This window comes from Arthrobacter sp. 9V (assembly GCF_902506065.1).
GTDB lineage: Bacteria > Actinomycetota > Actinomycetes > Actinomycetales > Micrococcaceae > Arthrobacter.
Map to the genome: position 1 here is coordinate 659,961 of NZ_LR732912.1, position 17,172 is coordinate 677,132.

Here is a 17,172-nt window from a genome sequence, read left to right on the forward strand (position 1 = left end):
AACGCGAACGCAAGATCAGGGGAGGGAAACCATCAAGGAAGTCTCAAGGTTTGCGCAGGACTTTCTGAACGGCGTCACGAACGGGGACCGGAGACCACTTATGTCGAAATTCTCCGCAAAACCTGGCCTTGTTCGTATTACGAGGCGTACAAGCCCGGGGGAGGCGGACAACTGCGGGAGGCGTTTAAACGCAAGAAGACGACGTCGGGGGCGTCCCGGCGTCGTCCTCTTGAGTAGTGCTTGAGCTGCTTAGCGGTTCAGGCTGACCGTGAAGGTCTTGGGACCGCTAAGGGTTACCGCGATTCCGCAGTTTTCGGCGGCAGCGCGGTGTGAGAGGGATTCAATGGCGGCATCGATGGTGTGGTCGATTGCCGACTTGTCCCAGATTTTCAGCGTGATGGAGTCAGTATGTGTCGTCATTGTCAGTACTTTCACTCAGGCCGTTAACAGCCCCAAGCTTCTTCGCAGGGGCCGCATCCTCGTCGGTGAGGATTGCTGATTCAGCTTGTACGGGAACGAATTCCCTCATTCATGGTTCATGCTGCCCACCACGGTTGACAAGTGAATCCGGCTAAGTGTGACCGATTACACGTTGCTGATTACTCCGTGTAACCCGTGCTGATGCGGCGTGGCTTCCTGACCCTCTTTGGATTTCCGAAGCGGCTATTTCAACCCTTTGGGGTTAACTTTCAGGGCCTGAGTCGGCAAAGAAGGTCAGGAAGCCACGCGAGTGCAGGGATTAGTGTCCCGGCAGCATGCCGCTTTGTGGTGGGATGAAGCCTGGTCCGGTGTCGCCGTCGTCGTTCCGTTCGGCGGCACTGCGGGTGTCGCTTTCAGCGGTCTCATCGGACTCACCATCCATGTCCGCCAGCCCGTTGGTTTGATCGAACGCATGAGTCACGGGGTCGATGATCGGGGGCGAATCAGAGGTGGCGGCGGTTGCGGCTGTGCCCGAAGGCGTGGAGGAGCCTGTGCTCCCGGCCCCGGTCCGCTCCGTGGTCTCGTCGCCAGTCTCCGGTGCCTGCTTTTCGATGTATTCCTTGAACTTCTTCAAGTCTGACTCAGCCTGCCTTTCAACAATGTGCAACTTGTCTCCCAGGAACTCGAGGACGCCGTGGGGTTCGTATTCCAGTGACAGGTGCAAGGACGTCTGGCTGGGGCCGGCTTCCTTGAAGTCCACCCAGCCCGCATTCTTGGCGCCCTCAACGGCTGCCCAGGCCACGGCCCGGTCCAGGTCCTGCTGAACGATCTTTGCTTCCCAACGGCGATGGACGCCTGCGATTTCGGCCACCCATTCCAGTCGGTCCTCGCTGAGCCGTGTCACCCGTTCCACTCCGCCCATGAAGTGCGGAAACTCCTCGAACTTGGTCCACTGCCTGTAGGCCGTACCGACCGGAACGTTGACCATGATTGTCTTGTTCACTTTCGTGGTCATTGTCTCCTCCTACCCGATAATAATCAGCATACTTACATTATCGAGCTTCTCAAGGGGTTAATACAGGCCTCGAAGGAGCGGAAGCTAAGAGATCACCTTGCCGTTCTGAATCAGGTACTCCAGGTGCTCGGAAATGTCGGCCAGCACGGAAATATCAGCCACGGGGTCCGCCCCGAGGACCAGCATGTCTGCATCAGCACCGGGTGAGATCACGCCGAGTTCCCCTTCGCGCTCAAGCAGCAACGCCGCCGTCGTGGTTGCGGAGCGGATGGCGTCAATCGCCGGTTGGACCTTGCCGAGCAGCCTGAACTGCTCATTCTGGTGGCGGTGCAAACCTTTGAGGCGCACGAATTCACAGTGGGCGGAAAGGCCGCCTACTACATGACCGGACCGGACGGCACCAAAGCCCGGGGCTGGTGGAAATTCACCTCCATCAACTCACCGGACCACCTGGAGTTCGACGACGGTTTTGCGGACGAGCAGGGCGAACCCGTAAATGACCTGGGCATCACGCACGCCACCGTGAAGCTCGAGCCCTTGGAGAACCGCACCCGGATGACCATCACTTCCACTTTCGACTCCGAAGAGCAGATGCAGAAGATGGCCGAGATGGGCATGGAAGAGGGAATGCGCGAAGCAGTGGAGCAGATCGATTCCGTGCTTACGGAATCAGCCAACGCCTGAGAACTGAACCAAAAGCAAAAAGAAGCCGACGACGGCGGGTGCCGCCCGTCGTCGTCGGCGTATGGTTAAGTCCCGGCTGCCTCTCGAAACGGACCTGTGTCATGGCGCGATTGATCATCATGGGTCCTCCCGGCTCCGGCAAAGGCACGCAGGCAGAGCACATTGCGCGGCATTTTGGGATTCCCGCCATTTCCACTGGTGAACTGTTCCGCACCCATGTCCGCAACAAGACGGAGCTGGGGTCTGAAGCCATCGGGTACATGGACAGCGGCGAATTCGTGCCGGACCATGTCACTACGGCCATGCTGAGGGGTCGGCTTGAAGAAGCGGATGCCGCGGACGGTTTCCTGTTGGACGGCTACCCGCGGACGGTCATCCAAATCGGTGCCTTGGACGAGATGCTGGCCGACCGTCAGCAAACCCTGGAAGTAGTCCTTGAGCTGACCGCGCCGGACGAGGAATTGCTTGCCCGAATGCTGCGCCGGGCGCAGGAACAAGGACGTACCGACGATACTGAACCCGTGATCCAGCGGCGGCTCGAGCTGTACCGGGATGAAACGCAACCAGTTTTGACGGCGTACTCACAGCGCGGGATTCTGCTCAGTGTGGACGGATCCGGCCAGCGTGAAACGATCACGAAGGATGCGATTGCTGCGCTGGAGGGGGCGCTGGCGCGTTAGCTGCCGGTGGTCAGCTGCCTGCTGGGGCCGGGAGTTCGGCTGTTGGAAGCTCAGTTGCGAGCGAGCGTAAATACGCGGCGAATCCTTCCGGTGCGCGGGAATGTGTGCGCCCTGAGGTCACAACGCGGATAGAGTCCGTGGCTGTGACAGTGAAGCCCCGGCGGCGGAGCCGTTCAACCAAAACGCGGTCCTCATGGGCGCGCAGGCCAGGAAACCCGCCCGCACTGAGGTATGCCGAGGCCCGGATCCCCAGGTTGGCGCCGTAAATGTGCTGGTGATCTTCCCGGAAGGGGTGGAGTTCCATCCAGCGGCCGTGGACGGCAGGGTCCATGTCAGCTGGATCGGGTTCCACCGACCCAAGAAGGGCGTCCGCTCCGGCATTGGCCAGCTCCACTTGCCGCGTCAGCCAATGCCGGGGAACGGTGGAGTCGGCGTCTGTGGTGGCCAGCCAGGTGGTGGCAGCATCATGGGCCGGCAAGCTTTTCAAGGCCTGGCGAAAGCCAAAATCGCGGCTGGCTCCCGTGCTCTTGAGCTTCACGTTGACCACGCTGAAGCGGTTGTCGCCGGAGGTGTGTGCAGCGGCAATCTCCGCTGAGCGGTCCGAGCAAGCATCCAGGACAACCACAATCCTGGCCTCCATGCCCTGGCATCCACGGTGGAGTGCGTCCGCGGCGGCCTTCAGTGCCACCAAGGCCTTGCCGATGTGTTGCTCCTCGTTGTGGGCGGGCATCACCACCGCCACGCTCTTGATCCCCAGTTGCCCGGTGATCCCCAGTTGCCCGGGCATGGTCACGGAGTCCTGTCAGGGGCGATGAGGATCTCCAGCATGAAGTCCTTCTCACGGTAGAGCCCATGTGTCAGCCAGCCGAGTTGGTTGCGAGCCATCGTGTGTACCCCCTCCGCGTCCAGTTGCCAGCCCGAGATCGGGTGGCGCCAGTGGCACAGAACAAAAGTGCCGCCTGGTCTTGTGGATGTTTCGACCCGTGCCAGGAGTTGGCTGAGTTCGTTAGGGGAAAGGTAGTAGCCCGTCTCGGACAACACCACAAGATCGAAGGTGCCCTCGGGCCACTCACGGGGCATGGTCAGGTGCCGGGCCTCCGCAGAGGGAAATCGTGAGAGCCGCTCAGTTGCCTGGGCGAGGGCTTCGCTGCTGGCGTCCACGCCAAGGAATTGTTGGCAGCGCCGGGCGAGTTCCTCGCTGAGGGTACCGATTGAGCAACCCAGTTCAAGGCCGGACTCGTAAGATTCCTCCGGGAGCGCGGCCAAGGTCAATGCCCTTTTGCGGCGTTCATACCAGCTGGTGGTGTAACTCCAGGGATCGTCTTCTCTGGAGTGGACTTCGTCGAAGATCCGCTCCGCGTCTGCGGCAGTGTTGCTCCCGGCCTTGGACGGATGCCAGGCAAAGGTCTCCCACGTCCTGCTGAAGTGCTCAAGGAAACTCTCTGCCAGGAGCGTCTCGTCACCGGGTTGATCGGAGAGCGGCCCTATCTGGGAGGTGTGGGCGCGCATTGCTCGTGTTTTGGCTTGCTGATCTTGATCGGTCAATGGAACCCGCACCCAGGACTCCCACGTTCTGTCATCCGGTCCTGCCCACAACCAGTACCAGATGGGGTATTCCAACAGGCCATGGCCGCCCTGCGCTGCGACTTCCGCGGCAACCCTGCCAAGGGTGTCGTGGTCCGTGTGTCCGTCGTGGCGATAGGGCGCTACGATCGTCACGGTCTCGGCAGGTTTTCCCGCAATCGCTGAGCGGAGGGCTTGTGCGATGCTCTCCGTGTTGGTCGCAAGGTGCCCATCGGGCAGTTCCAAAAACCGCCACGCGGCGCCGGGAGCCAGCCCGGACACTGCCGTGTGGAACTCAGTGAGCCGCACAGCGGCAAGCTGTTCCGGCGTCGTGGTTTTTGAGTCCGGGTGCGAAGCCTCGCCTGCGGTGCACAGCAAAACCTCGACGGCGGCTCCGGCGGCATGCAGCTTGGCTAGGAGGCCACCTGCGCCGAGAGTTTCGTCGTCAGGGTGCGCGGCGAGCACTACAAAGCTCATGCCCGCGAGCTCTTCTGCGCTCAGAGGCAGCTCCGGCAAGGTCGCAACTCCGCTGGCAGCCCATTCCGCCTCTGACGTGCCGGTGTCCGTGTGGGAGAAAGCTACCAACTGCGGTCCCCCTTCAGAGTCAGGGCGCCCAATTGGGCATCATCCCGCATGGCGTGATGCTGCCTGATGTACAGCGACAGATCCGCCATGCGCTTGCCATACGCTTCGTCGAAAGCCAACGGCCCGGGGCCCAGGTTCTGCGTCACCAAGGTTTGCACACGCTCGACGGCGGCGGCAACAGTTCCGCGGACACGGAGGGCGTCGCTCCAGGGGCTCCTGTCCTCAGGATCGGGGTCCTCCAACTCTCCGGCGTCAATGCGCTCAGCAGTCTGCGCGAGGTAGCCGGTGGTCGCGGAAAGGATCCGGTCAATCTCGCCCAAGTGAGCAAGAGCCACCTGGTCCGGTTCGCGCCCGTTGGCTGCGGCCTTTTCCAACGCTTCCGCGTAGTCCCGCGCTACTGCAACGGCGCCGCCCAACCAACACGCAGCCACACCCATGCCACCCCACGCGAAACCCGGACGCTGGAAGTACCAACTTCCTTCGTTCACGGGTCTTGCTGCGACTTGGTCAAAGTGGACCGTTCCGCTGGGGATCTCCTGCAGTCCGCGGCTGGTCCACTGTGGAATCTCGCACGAGACTCCAGGATCCTTCAGATTCACGGCGAAGGCGGCCCGGCTGTTGTCCTCGGTGTGAGCGGTGATCACGGCTGCATCCAGGCTGGCGGCGAGTGAACACCATGGCTTGGATCCGCTGAGGACGAAACTGCCATCCGTGGTGCGCTTGGCCTCGAGCTTCATTCCGGGGCCCTCCGCTGCGAAGACTCCCCATGTTCCTTTTTCTGAGTCTCCGACTCCGGCTTGTGCTCCGGCTTGTTCCCCGGCTTGTGCGAGGATCGCGAGAGCGTCGAGGTGCGGTTCGAGCACTCGCCCGGCAGCGACATCCACGGCCGTCACGGAGGCCAACAGCTCCCAAAGCTTGGCGGTATTCCCCTCGCCGGGCTTCGGGGCGGTCCCTCCAATGTCCTCGGCAATGGCCAGCAATGCCGGCACGTCGCCCACTGCTGCCCGCACTTTTTCGAGCACGGGTTCCAACGCTTGCAGCTGCGCGGGTTCGGAACTGATGCGGACGGGCTGGGCTTCGGTGTCGCTCATGAGACCCAGCCTATTCTAAGGAGCCTTAGGGTCTTGCCATGTTGGGCGTACAGCGAACGACGGCGGGAGTTTCCCCAACGCGCTCCACCCCTGCCAAAGTTCCCATTAGTCCCAACATGAAGCGCATCTTCACAGCTTTTGTCACGCTTGTCACATGTTGTTGTCATTAACGGTGACAGGTTCCGTAGCTTGGAAGGGTCAGCAATCCCAAGCCAGGAGTAACCATGCCGCAGTCCAACCAATCCGCCACCGTTCCCGCAGACTCACACAGCCCGCCAAGAACCAAAGCTCGTAAGCCCACCATCTTCAGCAGCCTTGGCGCTGACCTCCCAGCTTCGCTCGTCGTCTTCCTCGTCGCCCTCCCACTTTCCCTCGGCATTGCCGCCGCCTCAGGTGCTCCGATCATGGCCGGTCTCATCGCCGCAGCCGTCGGCGGCATCGTTGCCGGCAGTCTGGGTGGCTCCCCACTCCAAGTGAGCGGCCCGGCCGCCGGACTGACCGTCGTCGTTGCCGGCCTGGTTGATGAGTTCGGCTGGCAGGTGACGTGCGGCATCACCGCTGCTGCCGGCGTCGTGCAGCTCCTCATGGGTGTCAGCCGCATTGGCCGGGCCGCGCTGGCCGTATCGCCCGTGGTGGTCAAAGCGATGCTGGCAGGCATCGGAATCACCATCATCCTGCAGCAACTCCACGTGCTTCTCGGCGGTAAAGCCGCTGGATCCGCCATGGAGAACCTCACCGCACTTCCGGCAGCCATCACCAACGTCGAGCTGCACTCGGCGCTGCTGGGACTTGCCGTCGTCGCCATTCTCTTGACCTGGAAGTTCCTCCCCGCCGCGGTGCGGAAGATCCCAGGCCCGCTGGCCGCCGTCGTCGCCGTGACGGCACTCTCCGTCGCAGTCGCACCAAGCGTGGAGCGGATCAGCTTCAGCGGCTCCATCTTCGACGCAATCGCACTTCCCAGCCTGCCCGACGGGAACTGGCGCGCCGCCTCAATGGCCGTCATCACCGTGGCACTGATCGCCAGCATCGAGTCGCTCCTGTCCGCCGTCGCCGTGGACAAAATGGGCGGCACGCGCACCAACCTCAACCGGGAACTCGTGGGCCAAGGCTCCGCGAACGTCGTTTCCGGCATGCTCGGCGGACTCCCCGTGACCGGCGTGATCGTCCGCAGCGCCACCAACGTTGAAGCGGGCGCCGCCACCCGCTCCTCCACCATCCTGCATGGCATATGGGTCCTGGTGTTTTCTGCGCTCTTTGCCGGACTCATTCAGCTGATTCCGTTGGCCGTCCTTGCAGGGCTCCTGCTGGTGATCGGCGCCAAACTCATCAAAGTCGCGGACATCCGCACCAGCCTCCGCACCGGCGATCTCCTCGTCTACAGCGTCACCTTGGTCTGCGTGGTGGCCCTCAACCTCCTCGAGGGCGTCATCATTGGCCTGGCACTGGCCGCCCTCTGCGTACTGTGGCGTGTGCTTCGGGCGCAGATCCACACACATGCTCCCTCTGCTGAGGCGTTGCCGTGGCGCGTCACCATCGCCGGCTCGTGCAGCTTCTTCGCACTGCCCCGGCTCAACCGTGTCCTCCATTCCGTGCCAGAGGGCCAGGACGTGGTGGTGGAACTCAACGCCGATTACCTTGACCATGCCTTCCGCGAAGCCCTGGTGGCCTGGCAGAAGCAGCAGCGCAACACCGGCGCGTCGGTGATCCTCGAGGAGCACGGCACTACGGCATTCAGCGATGCCGAGGACAACACCCCGCAACGCCAGGACCCTCGCGAGTTTCCGCTGCCGCCCCGTACGACATGGCTGCCGTCCGGAGCCAACCCAGCAGACGACGACGGCGGGCGGCTGCCGCTGCGGTCAATCCTCCTGGGCATCGACAAGTACCACCGACGGCACGCGGACAAGGTCCGTCCGCTGGTACAGGACCTCACGGAGGGGCAGAATCCGGACACGCTCTTCGTCGCATGTGTTGACTCGAGGGTCAATCCCAACCTGATCACCAGCAGCGGACCGGGGGACCTCCTCACCCTTCGGAACATCGGCAATGTGGCGTGCAAAAACGGCAGCGATGCTTCGATCGACTCTGCATTGTCCTTCGCCGTCAAGGGATTGTCCGTGGACTCGATCGTGATCTGTGGCCACTCCAACTGCGGTGCGATGAAGGCAGTTATTGCCGATGCCGAAGGGGCTGGGCCTGACATGGGCAGCGGCTTCGACGCATGGCTGGAGCACGCCCAGCCGAGTTACTCGGCCCTGTTGGCCGGCCACCCGGTAGCGCTTGCTGCTGCGGCTGAGGGCTACAGCCAACTGGATCAGTTGAGCATGGTGAACGTGGCCCTTCAACTCCGCAAGCTGGAAGAGCACCCGGTCACCGGGCCCGCCCTGGCGTCCGGTCAGGTTCAGGTAACTGGCTTGTTCTACGACATCTGCACGGCCCGGGTTGTCCTGGTGACGGCGGAGGGCATCGAGCAACTGGATCCGAGCATGGCGGTTCGCGCGTAGTTCGGCCGGGTGGGCCTGAGCGCCAGGCCGCCTGTTCCGCCACCACCCACTTTGAGCCGTCTTCAGCCCCGACACACCCCTTAGGGCGGCGTGTCGGGGCTGCCGCGATTTCAGAGTAGGTGGTGGCGGTACAGGGTGCCCGCAGGTTTCAAACAACCAGCGTCGGGGTACGGGGATTAACCACGGCAACGTACGTAATACTGGATTCAGAAACCACAATTTCCGGCAGGCGAGGGCTGCCGTGTGAGGAGGTGGCGGGGACGTGAACTCCGAGAACAATGCCTTTAGGCGAAAGCTCGAGCGCGGCGCCGAACTGCGTGCGGTGCGGTCCTGGGGCGGGAACGCCGAGGAAGATGCAGAGCTCGAGGCCGCGGATGCCGAAGAACGCGAGAAACGCCGCAAGGTTGACGACGCCGCCCGGGTTGAATACCTCATCCGCGACGCCATGAACCAGGGCAAGTTCGACAACCTCAAGTACGCCGGCAAACCCATTCCCGGCTTGGGGGAGCACTACGACCCCGACTGGTGGGTCAAAGGGCTCATTCAGCGCGAGCGGCTCAGCGGGATCGGACCACCCGCCATTTTGCTGCGGATTGAGGACTCTGAGCTGGAACCCAAGTTGGACCAGCAGTACACCGAGAAACAGGTCCGGGACATCCTGGAGGACTTCAACAAACGTGTAATCGAAGCCCGGCGCCAGTTACAGGGCGGCCCTCCGGTGATCACCAAGGTCCGTGACGTGGAGGATGAAGTGGAAAAGTGGCGGGAGCGCAGGGCTGCGTCAGCTCCGCCGGAAGCTGAGCCCGAACCGCCGGGCAAACGGACGTGGTGGCAGCGCCTCTGGAACGGCTCCGGCTGAGCGGTTTCTGCTGGATCATCCGGGCCGTGCAAGCCGCGACCCCCGGGACTACAAGGGCGCCCATGGCTCACTTTGCTGATGATCCAGCAAAATAGTCGGCACAAACAGCAGCCGACGGCGAAACCCGGGCTCCGCCGTCGGCTGCTGTTCTGCGTGTGAGGCCTTAGGCGAAGCTGTCTTCCTTGGCCTCGGGGACGGCGGGAGCCGGCTTCCGGGAGATGAGGGCCGAGAGGTGCGCCTGCTGCTGGCGGAAGTGGCCGTGGGCGGTGAGTCCGAATTCGTAGGCGGACTCGGCGTGCTGGGTGAGATCCACCCCGGTGACTTCGTGCTCCAGGGGGACCCGGAATCCGATGGTCTTGTGAATGATCCGGCCGATCACCAGTGTGCCCAAACCGGATAGAACGATGGTGATCAGCACGGCAACCGTCTGGGCAATGAGTTGCTGCGGGCCGCCACCGTAAAGGAGGCCACCGGCAGTGCTCTCGCTGGGGAAAGCAATGAAGCCCAGGGAGAGCGTGCCGATCACGCCGGAGCCGAAGTGGACGCCCACCACGTCAAGGGAGTCGTCGAAGCCGAACTTGTACTTCAGGTCAACGAACACTGCGCAGGCGGCACCGGCAACCAAGCCCAGGCCGAGGGCTGCGAGCGGGCTGATGTTTGCGCATGAAGGCGTGATGGCAACCAAGCCGGCCACGACGCCGGAGGCCGCACCCAGCGATGTCGGGTGTCCATGACGGACCTTTTCCACAACGAGCCAGCTGAGCATTGCCGCCGCCGGTGTGACCAGGGTGTTGATCCAGATGAGTCCGGCCTGCTCAGCAGTGGTTGCTGCGCCGCCGTTGAATCCGAACCAGCCGAACCAGAGAATGGCTGCGCCGATCATGATGAAGGGGACGTTGTGCGGGCGGTGGTTGGGGTCCTTCGCGAATCCGTGCCGCTTTCCCACGATCAATGCGAGGACGAAAGCGGCGGTTCCGGAACTGACCTCAACCACTGCGCCACCGGCGAAGTCGATGACCTGACCAAAAATTTGGGTCACTGCGCCGCCGGCGCTCATGAGCCCGCCGCCCCAAATCATGTAGGCCAGCGGGCAGTACACCACGGTGATCCAGATCGGGACGAAGAGTGCCCAGGCGCCGAATTTGGCGCGGTCGGCGATGGCGCCGCTGATCAGCGCCACGGTGATGATGGCGAAGGTGGCTGCGAAGCCGGCCTTGATGAGATCGGGGGACCCCATCAGATCCTGCAGGCCGAAGTGCGCAAAGGGGTTGCCGAACAGGCCAAGGAAGCCGTCGCCGGTGGTCATCGAGTAGCCCCACAGGACCCACACCACGCCAACGATGCCCGCCGAGATGAAGCTCATCATGATCATGTTGAGCGCTGCCTTGGCGCGGGTCATGCCGCCGTAGAACAGGCCGAGGCCCGGGGTCATGAACAGCACCATTGCCGCCGACAACATCATCCAGACGTGTTGCGCAGAGATCTCCACCTGCGTTCCCTTCTCATTGAGTCCTACCCCCCGATCAATATTCGGTGAGCTATGTTTCCGACTCAGAAGAGCTAAGTTGCAGGTAAGTTACAGAAATCCCCTGTTCGTGAAGATCACGTCACTGCCATGTTTCGGCAATGTTAACGGCGCTTCTCACGCGGCCCCGCGGGGTAGCCTCCCCGACGGCTCGCGATGATGATCACCAGGGCGATCGCGGTGGGCAGGGCTGCGGCCAAAGGCACCAGTTGTGCGCCGACCGAGGTAAGGGCGAAGGCGCCGTACACAGCACCAACCGCGATGCCCAGCTGGATGGTGACCACAGTGAGGCCGTTGGCAGCATCCTTGTGTTCACCGCCGGCACGAAGAATCGCGGCCTGGTTGTAGATGCCCACCGCGCCGAAGGCGATGCCCCACAGCGTCATCAACCCGAACGCGCCTACCCATGTGCCGCCCAGCGCAGGCAGCAGGGCGAACGAAAGCGTCAAGAGTCCGACGGCGGCAATCACCGAGGTGCGCGGCCTTGAGTCAGCGGTCATGCCGGCAATCCAGATACCCACCAGGCTGGCGATCCCCACCACGGACAGCGAGATGCTGGTGGCAGATTCCGGCAATCCGGAAGCGAGCAGGAATGGGGCAACGTAGGTGAACAGCGTGAAATGAGCCAGCAACAAGAGCGGCCATGCGATGGCGATGGCCACCACGCCGGGCAGTTTCATGGCGGCACGGAGGGAAGGAGTCTTCTGGCTGGCTTGGTCATGGGCGCCGGGGAGGAGCCAGAACGCCAGGACCGCCAGCAGGACACCCACTCCAGCCAGGACCAGGAACGAGGCCCGCCACGTCATGAGCGAACCCATTAACGTTCCGATGGGAGCTCCCACGGCCAACGCGATGCTGTTGCCGCTGAACACCACAGCCATGGCCTTGCCCACGGAATGCGCGGGCACGATGCGGGCAACGTACGGCGCCATACTGGACCACAGCATGCCGTGGGCGATTCCGCCAAGGAGACGCGCCCCGATCGCCCAGCCCAGGGCCGGGCTCAAGGCCAGGAGGACGTTACTGAGCGCAAACGCCAGCACGGTGGCAATCAAAAGTGTTTTACGCGGGACACGTCCGGCAAGAAAACGGGAAAGCGGCAAGGCGGTGAAGACGATGATCGCAGCGTAGACCGCAGTGAGAGAACCAACCGCGGATTCGTCCACGCCCAGGTCGCGGCTGATTTGGGGGAGAAGGCCGGAAGGCAGGAGCTCGGTGGTTACTGCCGTGAACCCGGCAGCCGCCAGAACCAGGAGTCCGCCCCACGGGATCTTCTTCGGCTGCTGCGGTTCAGCACGCGACGCCTTGGCTGATGGCGTTCCGACGATCACGGGGTCCTGCTTCAAAAGACGGCTCCTCTGGAATGAGTTATTTCATGGGGTTCCTACAACGTTATGCAGCCACGGCGATGCAAGGGAGCCTCTGTCAGAAACCCCCTCCGGATAGCAACACACTTTGTCCGTCAGCCATTCCTCGCGCAGACTGGGCCTGTGAAGCCCTTTCTCTTGCTGGCCACCCGCGCCGAAGATGCCGCAGCCGATGACGAGTACCAGGCCTACCTCCGGTACTGCGGCCTGAAGCCGGAGGAACTGGTGCGGATCCGCCTGGAATCCGCGCCATTGCCGCCCCTTGAGCTGTCCGATTATTCCGGCGTGATCGTGGGCGGTAGCCCGTACACCTCCAGCGATCCTGTGGAGGAGAAGAGCTCAGCCCAGATCAGGGTTGAGACGGAACTCTCATCGCTGTTGGACCGGATCGTGGCCGAGGACTTCCCCTTTCTGGGGGCCTGTTACGGGGTTGGTACTTTGGGAGTGCACCAGGGCGCTGTGATAGATCGTCAATTCGGCGAGGCAGTGGGGGCGACTCAGATCACCCTGACCGAGGAAGGAGAACGCGACCCCATGCTTCGGGGCGTCCCGCACTCCTTCGAAGCCTTCGTCGGACATAAAGAAGCGTGCAGCAAACTTCCTGGACATGCGGTGCTGTTGGCCAGTTCAACTGCCTGCCCGGTCCACATGTTCCGGATCAAGAACAATCTCTACGCCACGCAATTCCACCCCGAACTGGACGCCGACGGCCTCATCACCCGCATCAACATTTACAAGAACTCCGGCTACTTCCCGCCCCACGAGGCCGATGCACTCATTGCCGCCGCCCGTGACTCGTCCGTAACGGAGCCCATGCGGGTGCTCAGGAACTTCACCGAGCGCTACGCCCGGTAGTTGTGGGGCGCCCTGAAACAGCTCCCGCACAAATGAGAATCGACTATGTTGATCAGTAGGCTGATTGCTTCAGCCGGGAGTGCCAACAGCACCGGGAGAACCGCAATGGATATTGCTCGTCGTGCGCAAGGGTCTCCAGGAGTGCAGAGCCCCCACATGTGGCGGGCTGGCGTTGCCCGTGCTTCGATCTTCCGCGCACGCTCGGAGGTCTAATGAGCGGCAACCGTCGCAGTGCAGGGATACTCCGGCTTCTGGATCGAAAGCTCACGGTTCAGGAACGGCAAATAGCTCCCCCTACCCAGAGGCGGCTATACGTCACCGCCTTGGTGCTCGCGATGGTCGGTGCCGGGTTCTTCTTCCTCATCCTCGCCGAAATTCAGCAGAAAATAGACATCGCGAGCGTGGATGCGCCGGTCAATTCGTGGTTCGCCAACCAGCGGTCCTCCGCGATGACACTTATCATGGGAGTCCTGGCCACCATTTTCGGGCCAGTCGCGATGCCCATCATCGTGGTGACCACCACGGTGGTCTGGATGGTTCGGGCACGTCACGCCTGGCGACCGCTCTTACTGGCGGGAGCGATGCTGACCGGCGTTATCCTTGCCCAGATCATTTCGCGTCTCGTTGCCCGCCCCCGGCCACCCCTGGATCAGATGCTGCTCGGTGGGGACAGCACCTACTCGTTTCCCTCAGGTCATGTCCTGGGGGCATCGGACTTCCTCTTAGTGGGTGCATTCCTCGTCTTTTCACGCCATCAGCACCGGATAGCGGCCGTCATTGCAGGATTCAGCACGGCCGTGGCCGGGATCCTCACCCAAGCGGTAAGCCGGCTGTACCTCGGCTACCACTGGCTTACGGACACCCTCGCATCAATATCCCTCTCACTCGTGGTCCTGGGCGCAGTCATTGCCTTGGACACATGGCGCACCACCCGTGCGGCGCCAACCTTGGACACCAAGCCGTCAACCGGCCACCCCTGAACCCGCCCGTTACCCTCGACGATGGAATGGCACGCAGAGTAGGCCCCACAACGCAAGATGGGTTTGTTGTGGGGCCTGATTTGCGCGCCTGGACGACGGAATGGCACGCAGAGTGGGCCCCGCAACGCGGGGGTTAGCGGCGGGTTGGCTGTGGTGTCGTCGGAACGCTGGGTGCCGGGGGCGGCGGCGGGGCCACGAAAGGCCCGCTCGGGTACAGGGAAGTGGCTGTCATCATGTAGTTGGCCCATTGAGGGCCCGCAATCATGTAGCCGTCCAAGGACTTGTAGAACTTGCCGTTGATGGTGACGTTTTGCCCGGCGCGTTGCTGACCCGCTGAGGTGTCGCCGAAGAACGACGCCGTAGCCAGGGCCGTGGTGTAACCGGCAACCCAGGTGGCGCCATTGTTGTTGGACGTGCCTGTTTTGGCGGCTACCGGAACCTGACTTTGGACCTTGGGCTCGATGTAGACGCCGGAGCCCATCTTGAGGACATCCTGCAGGACGGCGTTTACGCCCCGCGCCACGGCTGGTTTCACGGCGTCCCTGCATTCGGGTGTTTGTGCTTGGAACTGGCGTCCCTGGGCATCGGTGATCGCGGTGATGGCAATTGGCTTGCAGTAGGTGCCGTCGTTGGCAAAGGTGGCGTAGGCGCTCGCCAGGACCACGGGGGCCACGCCAATGGAACCAAGAAGGTTGCCGATCTGGTGCATGTTCACCGGGGCGTTGTCCAGGCCGCTGTGCAGGCCTACGGTGTCCACCATTTTTTGGATTCCGCAGAAATCCAGTTGGGCTGCGGTGGCGAAGGTGGCGGTGTTGATGGAGTTGTAGAGGCCGTAGTTGATGGGCATCGGCCGGTAGTAGCCTTCGTCGTTGTTCTGCAGGTCGTCATCAGCGCCAAGGTTTTGGGCTTTCTGGGCGGTGCTGTAACCGCCAAGGACCTTTCCGCAGCTTGAACGCCACGGGAAACCAACCGGGTATACCCGTCGTGAGGCGTCAACCACGCCGGTGGGGTTCTTGCCTTCGTTGAGCCACTCGGCGTAGATGAATGGCTTCATGGTGGAACCAGGCTGGAAGCCGCCCGCACCGTTGAGGTCATAGCCATTCTCGTCTTTGGCGTCCACGTTGAAATTCAGCTGGGTATCGTATTTTCCGTCCTGGGGAACGAACACCGTGTTTTGGGCCATGGCCAGGATTTTTCCGGTACCCGGTTGAACGGTGGTCATGGCGGCGCCCCACTTGTCCGGGTTGGGGCCGGCGGATGCATCCACTTGTTGCTGTGCTGCGTTCTGGAGCCGGCTGTCCAACGTGGTGGTGATCTTCAGGCCGCCACGGTAAAGGAACCGTTCCCGCTCTTCGACGGTGGCGCCATAAGCCTCGTCGTTGAGGATGAGGTGGGAGACGTAGTCGCAGAAGTAGGTGGCAAATGAGGTGCCCGCGCAGCCCTGCAGGGATGGGGTGACGTTCAGCTCAATGGGAGTTGCTACTGCAACGCCGTGATCCACTGCCGTGATCTTGCCCTGTTCCAGCATCCGGTCCAGCACCAGGTTGCGTCGTTTGAGCGCAGCATCAGGATCTACAAGGGGATCGTAGATACTGGGTCCGTTTACCAATCCAGCCAGGAGAGCGGCCTGCGGCAGCGTCAAATCCATGGCGGAGGTGCTGAAGAAATAGTGGGATGCAGCCTCGATGCCGTAGGCGTTGCGGTTGAAGAACACAATGTTCAGGTAGCCCTCAAGGATTTGATCCTTGCTGAACCGCTTCTCCAGTTCCAGGGCAAGTTTGATCTCGCGCAACTTGTCGCCCACGGTCTTCTGGCCGCTGAGCACCACATCCTCGGGCCGTCCCTCGGAAAGGCGGGACTCGTTGAGCACGTTGGTGACGTACTGCTGGGTCAGTGTGGAGGCGCCTTGGCGGGTGCCTTGGGTGAGGTTGGAACTCAGCGCCCGGATGATGCCTTGGGCGTCCACACCCGCATGCTCGTAAAAGCGGTTGTCCTCAATCGCGATGATCGCTTCACGGATGTACGGGGACATTTCCTGCAGCGGGACCTTCACGCGGTTCTCGGCGAAGAAGGTGGCGATGAGTTGGCCGTCCGCTGAGACCACGGTGCTGGAGAGGGAAGGGGAGTCTACGTTCAGCTCGCTCGGCAGGCTTTGATAAAAGCCCACGGAGCCGCCCACGGTGGTGCTGGTGAAGGCAACCACGGGTGCCAGGAATCCTGTGATCAGCACCCCGCAGAGCGTGCTCACGAAGAAGAACCCGAAGACCCTCAGGAGGACCTTGCCAAGACCGATCTTTGGACCCTTGTTCCGCGCCATTTTCGTGCCAATCCGTAGGGATAACCCGGCTGAAAAGTAGCTACAGAATACGTCCGGCAGCGCTGCCCGGCTACGGCTTGGGCGCCCAAAAATGGTCCCAAATAGGACTCAATCCAGCGGCAGGGTAACCCGCACGCTGGTGCCCCGCCCAACTGCGGAGTCGATGTCTACTGTCCCGCCGGCGTCGTGTACTGCGATGGACATCAGCAGCAATCCGAATCCGTGCCGCCGGCCGCTGGGTGCGGCGTGGATTTCGAACCCGCTGCCGTCGTCCGTGATGGTGAGCTGGATGCCGTGATAGACGGCGTTGAGACGAACGGTGAGTTCGCTGGCATTGGCGTAGTTGAGGGTGTTGCTGAAGGTCTCTTGCGCCACGTGATACAGCAGGGCGGCGGCTGCGGAGGAGATTTCAATGCCGTGATGAGGAGTGTGCCAATGGACTGTGACGCCATCACGGCGGAGCGGTGCGGCAAGCCGGTCGATGCATCCAGCCACACCCAGCGCGTAGAAATCCACGGGGTTCTGATCCTGGATGATGCCCTTGACGGCCACCACCTCGGTTAGTGCTGATGCCTGTTCCATTGCTTCCCCCACATCGTCGTGTTTCATACTTGAAATTCGTTGCCGAAACCCCTGTGTATGGGTGCTCCGTGCTTCCAGCGTGGCTCTGCTAAATCAAGGAAGCTTTTCGATTGGCTCAAGTTCGCATCAAGTTTGCGCGGGCAGG

At 62.3% G+C, this 17,172-nt stretch carries 15 protein-coding genes and 1 pseudogene; 6 read left to right on the plus strand and 10 right to left on the minus strand.

Annotated features, from left to right (window positions below; all coding sequences use genetic code 11):
- Positions 1-249: 249 nt before the first annotated feature.
- From BACI9J_RS03165 to BACI9J_RS03175, 3 genes are all read right to left on the minus strand, one after another.
- The gene (locus BACI9J_RS03165; protein ID WP_178994140.1) at positions 250-420 is read right to left on the minus strand and encodes a hypothetical protein; all 171 of its coding nucleotides are present in this window, start codon (positions 418-420) and stop codon (positions 250-252) included.
- Between the two features lie 319 nt (positions 421-739).
- On the minus strand, positions 740-1,435 hold the full coding sequence (locus BACI9J_RS03170; protein WP_159733141.1) for an SRPBCC family protein: 696 nt from the start codon (positions 1,433-1,435) through the stop codon (positions 740-742).
- 84 nt (positions 1,436-1,519) lie between these two features.
- On the minus strand, positions 1,520-1,783 hold the full coding sequence (locus BACI9J_RS03175) for an amidohydrolase family protein (RefSeq protein WP_236558335.1): 264 nt from the start codon (positions 1,781-1,783) through the stop codon (positions 1,520-1,522).
- Between BACI9J_RS03175 and BACI9J_RS03180 the strand changes: the two are divergent.
- Both BACI9J_RS03180 and BACI9J_RS03185 read left to right on the plus strand, forming a co-directional pair.
- Positions 1,769-2,119: pseudogene (locus BACI9J_RS03180) on the plus strand (SRPBCC family protein); the annotation flags it as partial. The gene BACI9J_RS03175 and the pseudogene BACI9J_RS03180 sit on opposite strands and share 15 nt — an antisense overlap.
- Before the next feature lie 101 nt (positions 2,120-2,220).
- On the plus strand, positions 2,221-2,799 hold the full coding sequence (locus tag BACI9J_RS03185) for an adenylate kinase (protein ID WP_159733143.1): 579 nt from the start codon (positions 2,221-2,223) through the stop codon (positions 2,797-2,799).
- A gap of 10 nt (positions 2,800-2,809) precedes the next feature.
- Here the strand turns inward: BACI9J_RS03185 and BACI9J_RS03190 are convergent, their stop codons facing one another.
- Genes BACI9J_RS03190 through BACI9J_RS03200 form a run of 3 tightly spaced genes read right to left on the minus strand, consistent with a single transcriptional unit; the run spans position 2,810 to position 6,038 of the window.
- Positions 2,810-3,568, minus strand: coding sequence for a glycosyltransferase (locus BACI9J_RS03190; protein WP_159736334.1), 759 nt, complete (start codon positions 3,566-3,568; stop codon positions 2,810-2,812).
- A 20-nt stretch (positions 3,569-3,588) separates the two neighbouring features.
- A complete protein-coding gene (locus tag BACI9J_RS03195; protein ID WP_159733144.1) occupies positions 3,589-4,947 on the minus strand; it encodes a PIG-L family deacetylase in 1,359 nt (452 codons plus the stop codon).
- Positions 4,941-6,038, minus strand: coding sequence for an acyl-CoA dehydrogenase family protein (locus BACI9J_RS03200; protein WP_159733145.1), 1,098 nt, complete (start codon positions 6,036-6,038; stop codon positions 4,941-4,943). Before BACI9J_RS03200 ends, BACI9J_RS03195 begins: the two co-directional genes overlap by 7 nt.
- A 224-nt stretch (positions 6,039-6,262) precedes the next feature.
- Between BACI9J_RS03200 and BACI9J_RS03205 the strand changes: the two genes are divergently transcribed.
- Positions 6,263-8,542: a SulP family inorganic anion transporter gene (locus BACI9J_RS03205; RefSeq protein WP_159733146.1), complete on the plus strand. Its 2,280-nt coding sequence runs from the start codon at positions 6,263-6,265 to the stop codon at positions 8,540-8,542.
- Positions 8,543-8,804: 262 nt separating this feature from the next.
- Complete coding sequence (locus BACI9J_RS03210; RefSeq protein ID WP_159733147.1) at positions 8,805-9,401, plus strand: J-domain-containing protein; 597 nt, start codon at positions 8,805-8,807, stop codon at positions 9,399-9,401.
- Positions 9,402-9,564: 163 nt separating this feature from the next.
- On the opposite strand, the gene BACI9J_RS03215 is transcribed toward BACI9J_RS03210, so the two are convergent.
- Together BACI9J_RS03215 and BACI9J_RS03220 are read right to left on the minus strand one after the other, a co-directional pair.
- A complete protein-coding gene (locus tag BACI9J_RS03215; RefSeq protein ID WP_159733148.1) occupies positions 9,565-10,890 on the minus strand; it encodes an ammonium transporter in 1,326 nt (441 codons plus the stop codon).
- Between the two features lie 140 nt (positions 10,891-11,030).
- Positions 11,031-12,272, minus strand: a complete 1,242-nt coding sequence (locus BACI9J_RS03220) for an MFS transporter (RefSeq protein ID WP_442858630.1) — start codon at positions 12,270-12,272, stop codon at positions 11,031-11,033.
- Positions 12,273-12,416: 144 nt separating this feature from the next.
- On the opposite strand from BACI9J_RS03220, the gene BACI9J_RS03225 reads away from it, so the two are divergent.
- Positions 12,417-13,148 carry a glutamine amidotransferase gene (locus BACI9J_RS03225; RefSeq protein WP_159733149.1) on the plus strand — a complete coding sequence of 244 codons (732 nt, stop codon included), beginning with the start codon at positions 12,417-12,419 and terminating at the stop codon, positions 13,146-13,148.
- Positions 13,149-13,360: 212 nt separating this feature from the next.
- Complete coding sequence (locus BACI9J_RS03230) at positions 13,361-14,128, plus strand: phosphatase PAP2 family protein (RefSeq protein ID WP_159733150.1); 768 nt, start codon at positions 13,361-13,363, stop codon at positions 14,126-14,128.
- A gap of 133 nt (positions 14,129-14,261) precedes the next feature.
- Here the strand turns inward: BACI9J_RS03230 and BACI9J_RS03235 are convergent, their stop codons facing one another.
- Both BACI9J_RS03235 and BACI9J_RS03240 read right to left on the minus strand, forming a co-directional pair.
- Positions 14,262-16,445 carry a transglycosylase domain-containing protein gene (locus tag BACI9J_RS03235; protein WP_159733151.1) on the minus strand — a complete coding sequence of 728 codons (2,184 nt, stop codon included), beginning with the start codon at positions 16,443-16,445 and terminating at the stop codon, positions 14,262-14,264.
- 108 nt (positions 16,446-16,553) lie between these two features.
- Positions 16,554-17,054 (minus strand): sensor histidine kinase, encoded by a 501-nt coding sequence (locus tag BACI9J_RS03240; protein ID WP_236558340.1) that lies wholly within the window; start codon positions 17,052-17,054, stop codon positions 16,554-16,556.
- Between the last annotated feature and the right edge of the window lie 118 nt (positions 17,055-17,172).

Excerpts from the sequence above, each read along its gene's own strand:
- BACI9J_RS03165 (WP_178994140.1), bottom strand. The coding sequence starts at position 420 with ATGACGACACATACTGACTCCATCACGCTGAAAATCTGGGACAAGTCG.
- BACI9J_RS03170 (WP_159733141.1), bottom strand. The coding sequence starts at position 1,435 with ATGACCACGAAAGTGAACAAGACAATCATGGTCAACGTTCCGGTCGGT.
- BACI9J_RS03185 (WP_159733143.1), top strand. The coding sequence starts at position 2,221 with ATGGCGCGATTGATCATCATGGGTCCTCCCGGCTCCGGCAAAGGCACG.
- BACI9J_RS03200 (WP_159733145.1), bottom strand. The coding sequence starts at position 6,038 with ATGAGCGACACCGAAGCCCAGCCCGTCCGCATCAGTTCCGAACCCGCG.
- BACI9J_RS03205 (WP_159733146.1), top strand. The coding sequence starts at position 6,263 with ATGCCGCAGTCCAACCAATCCGCCACCGTTCCCGCAGACTCACACAGC.
- BACI9J_RS03230 (WP_159733150.1), top strand. The coding sequence starts at position 13,361 with ATGAGCGGCAACCGTCGCAGTGCAGGGATACTCCGGCTTCTGGATCGA.
- BACI9J_RS03235 (WP_159733151.1), bottom strand. The coding sequence starts at position 16,445 with ATGGCGCGGAACAAGGGTCCAAAGATCGGTCTTGGCAAGGTCCTCCTG.
- BACI9J_RS03240 (WP_236558340.1), bottom strand. The coding sequence starts at position 17,054 with ATGAAACACGACGATGTGGGGGAAGCAATGGAACAGGCATCAGCACTA.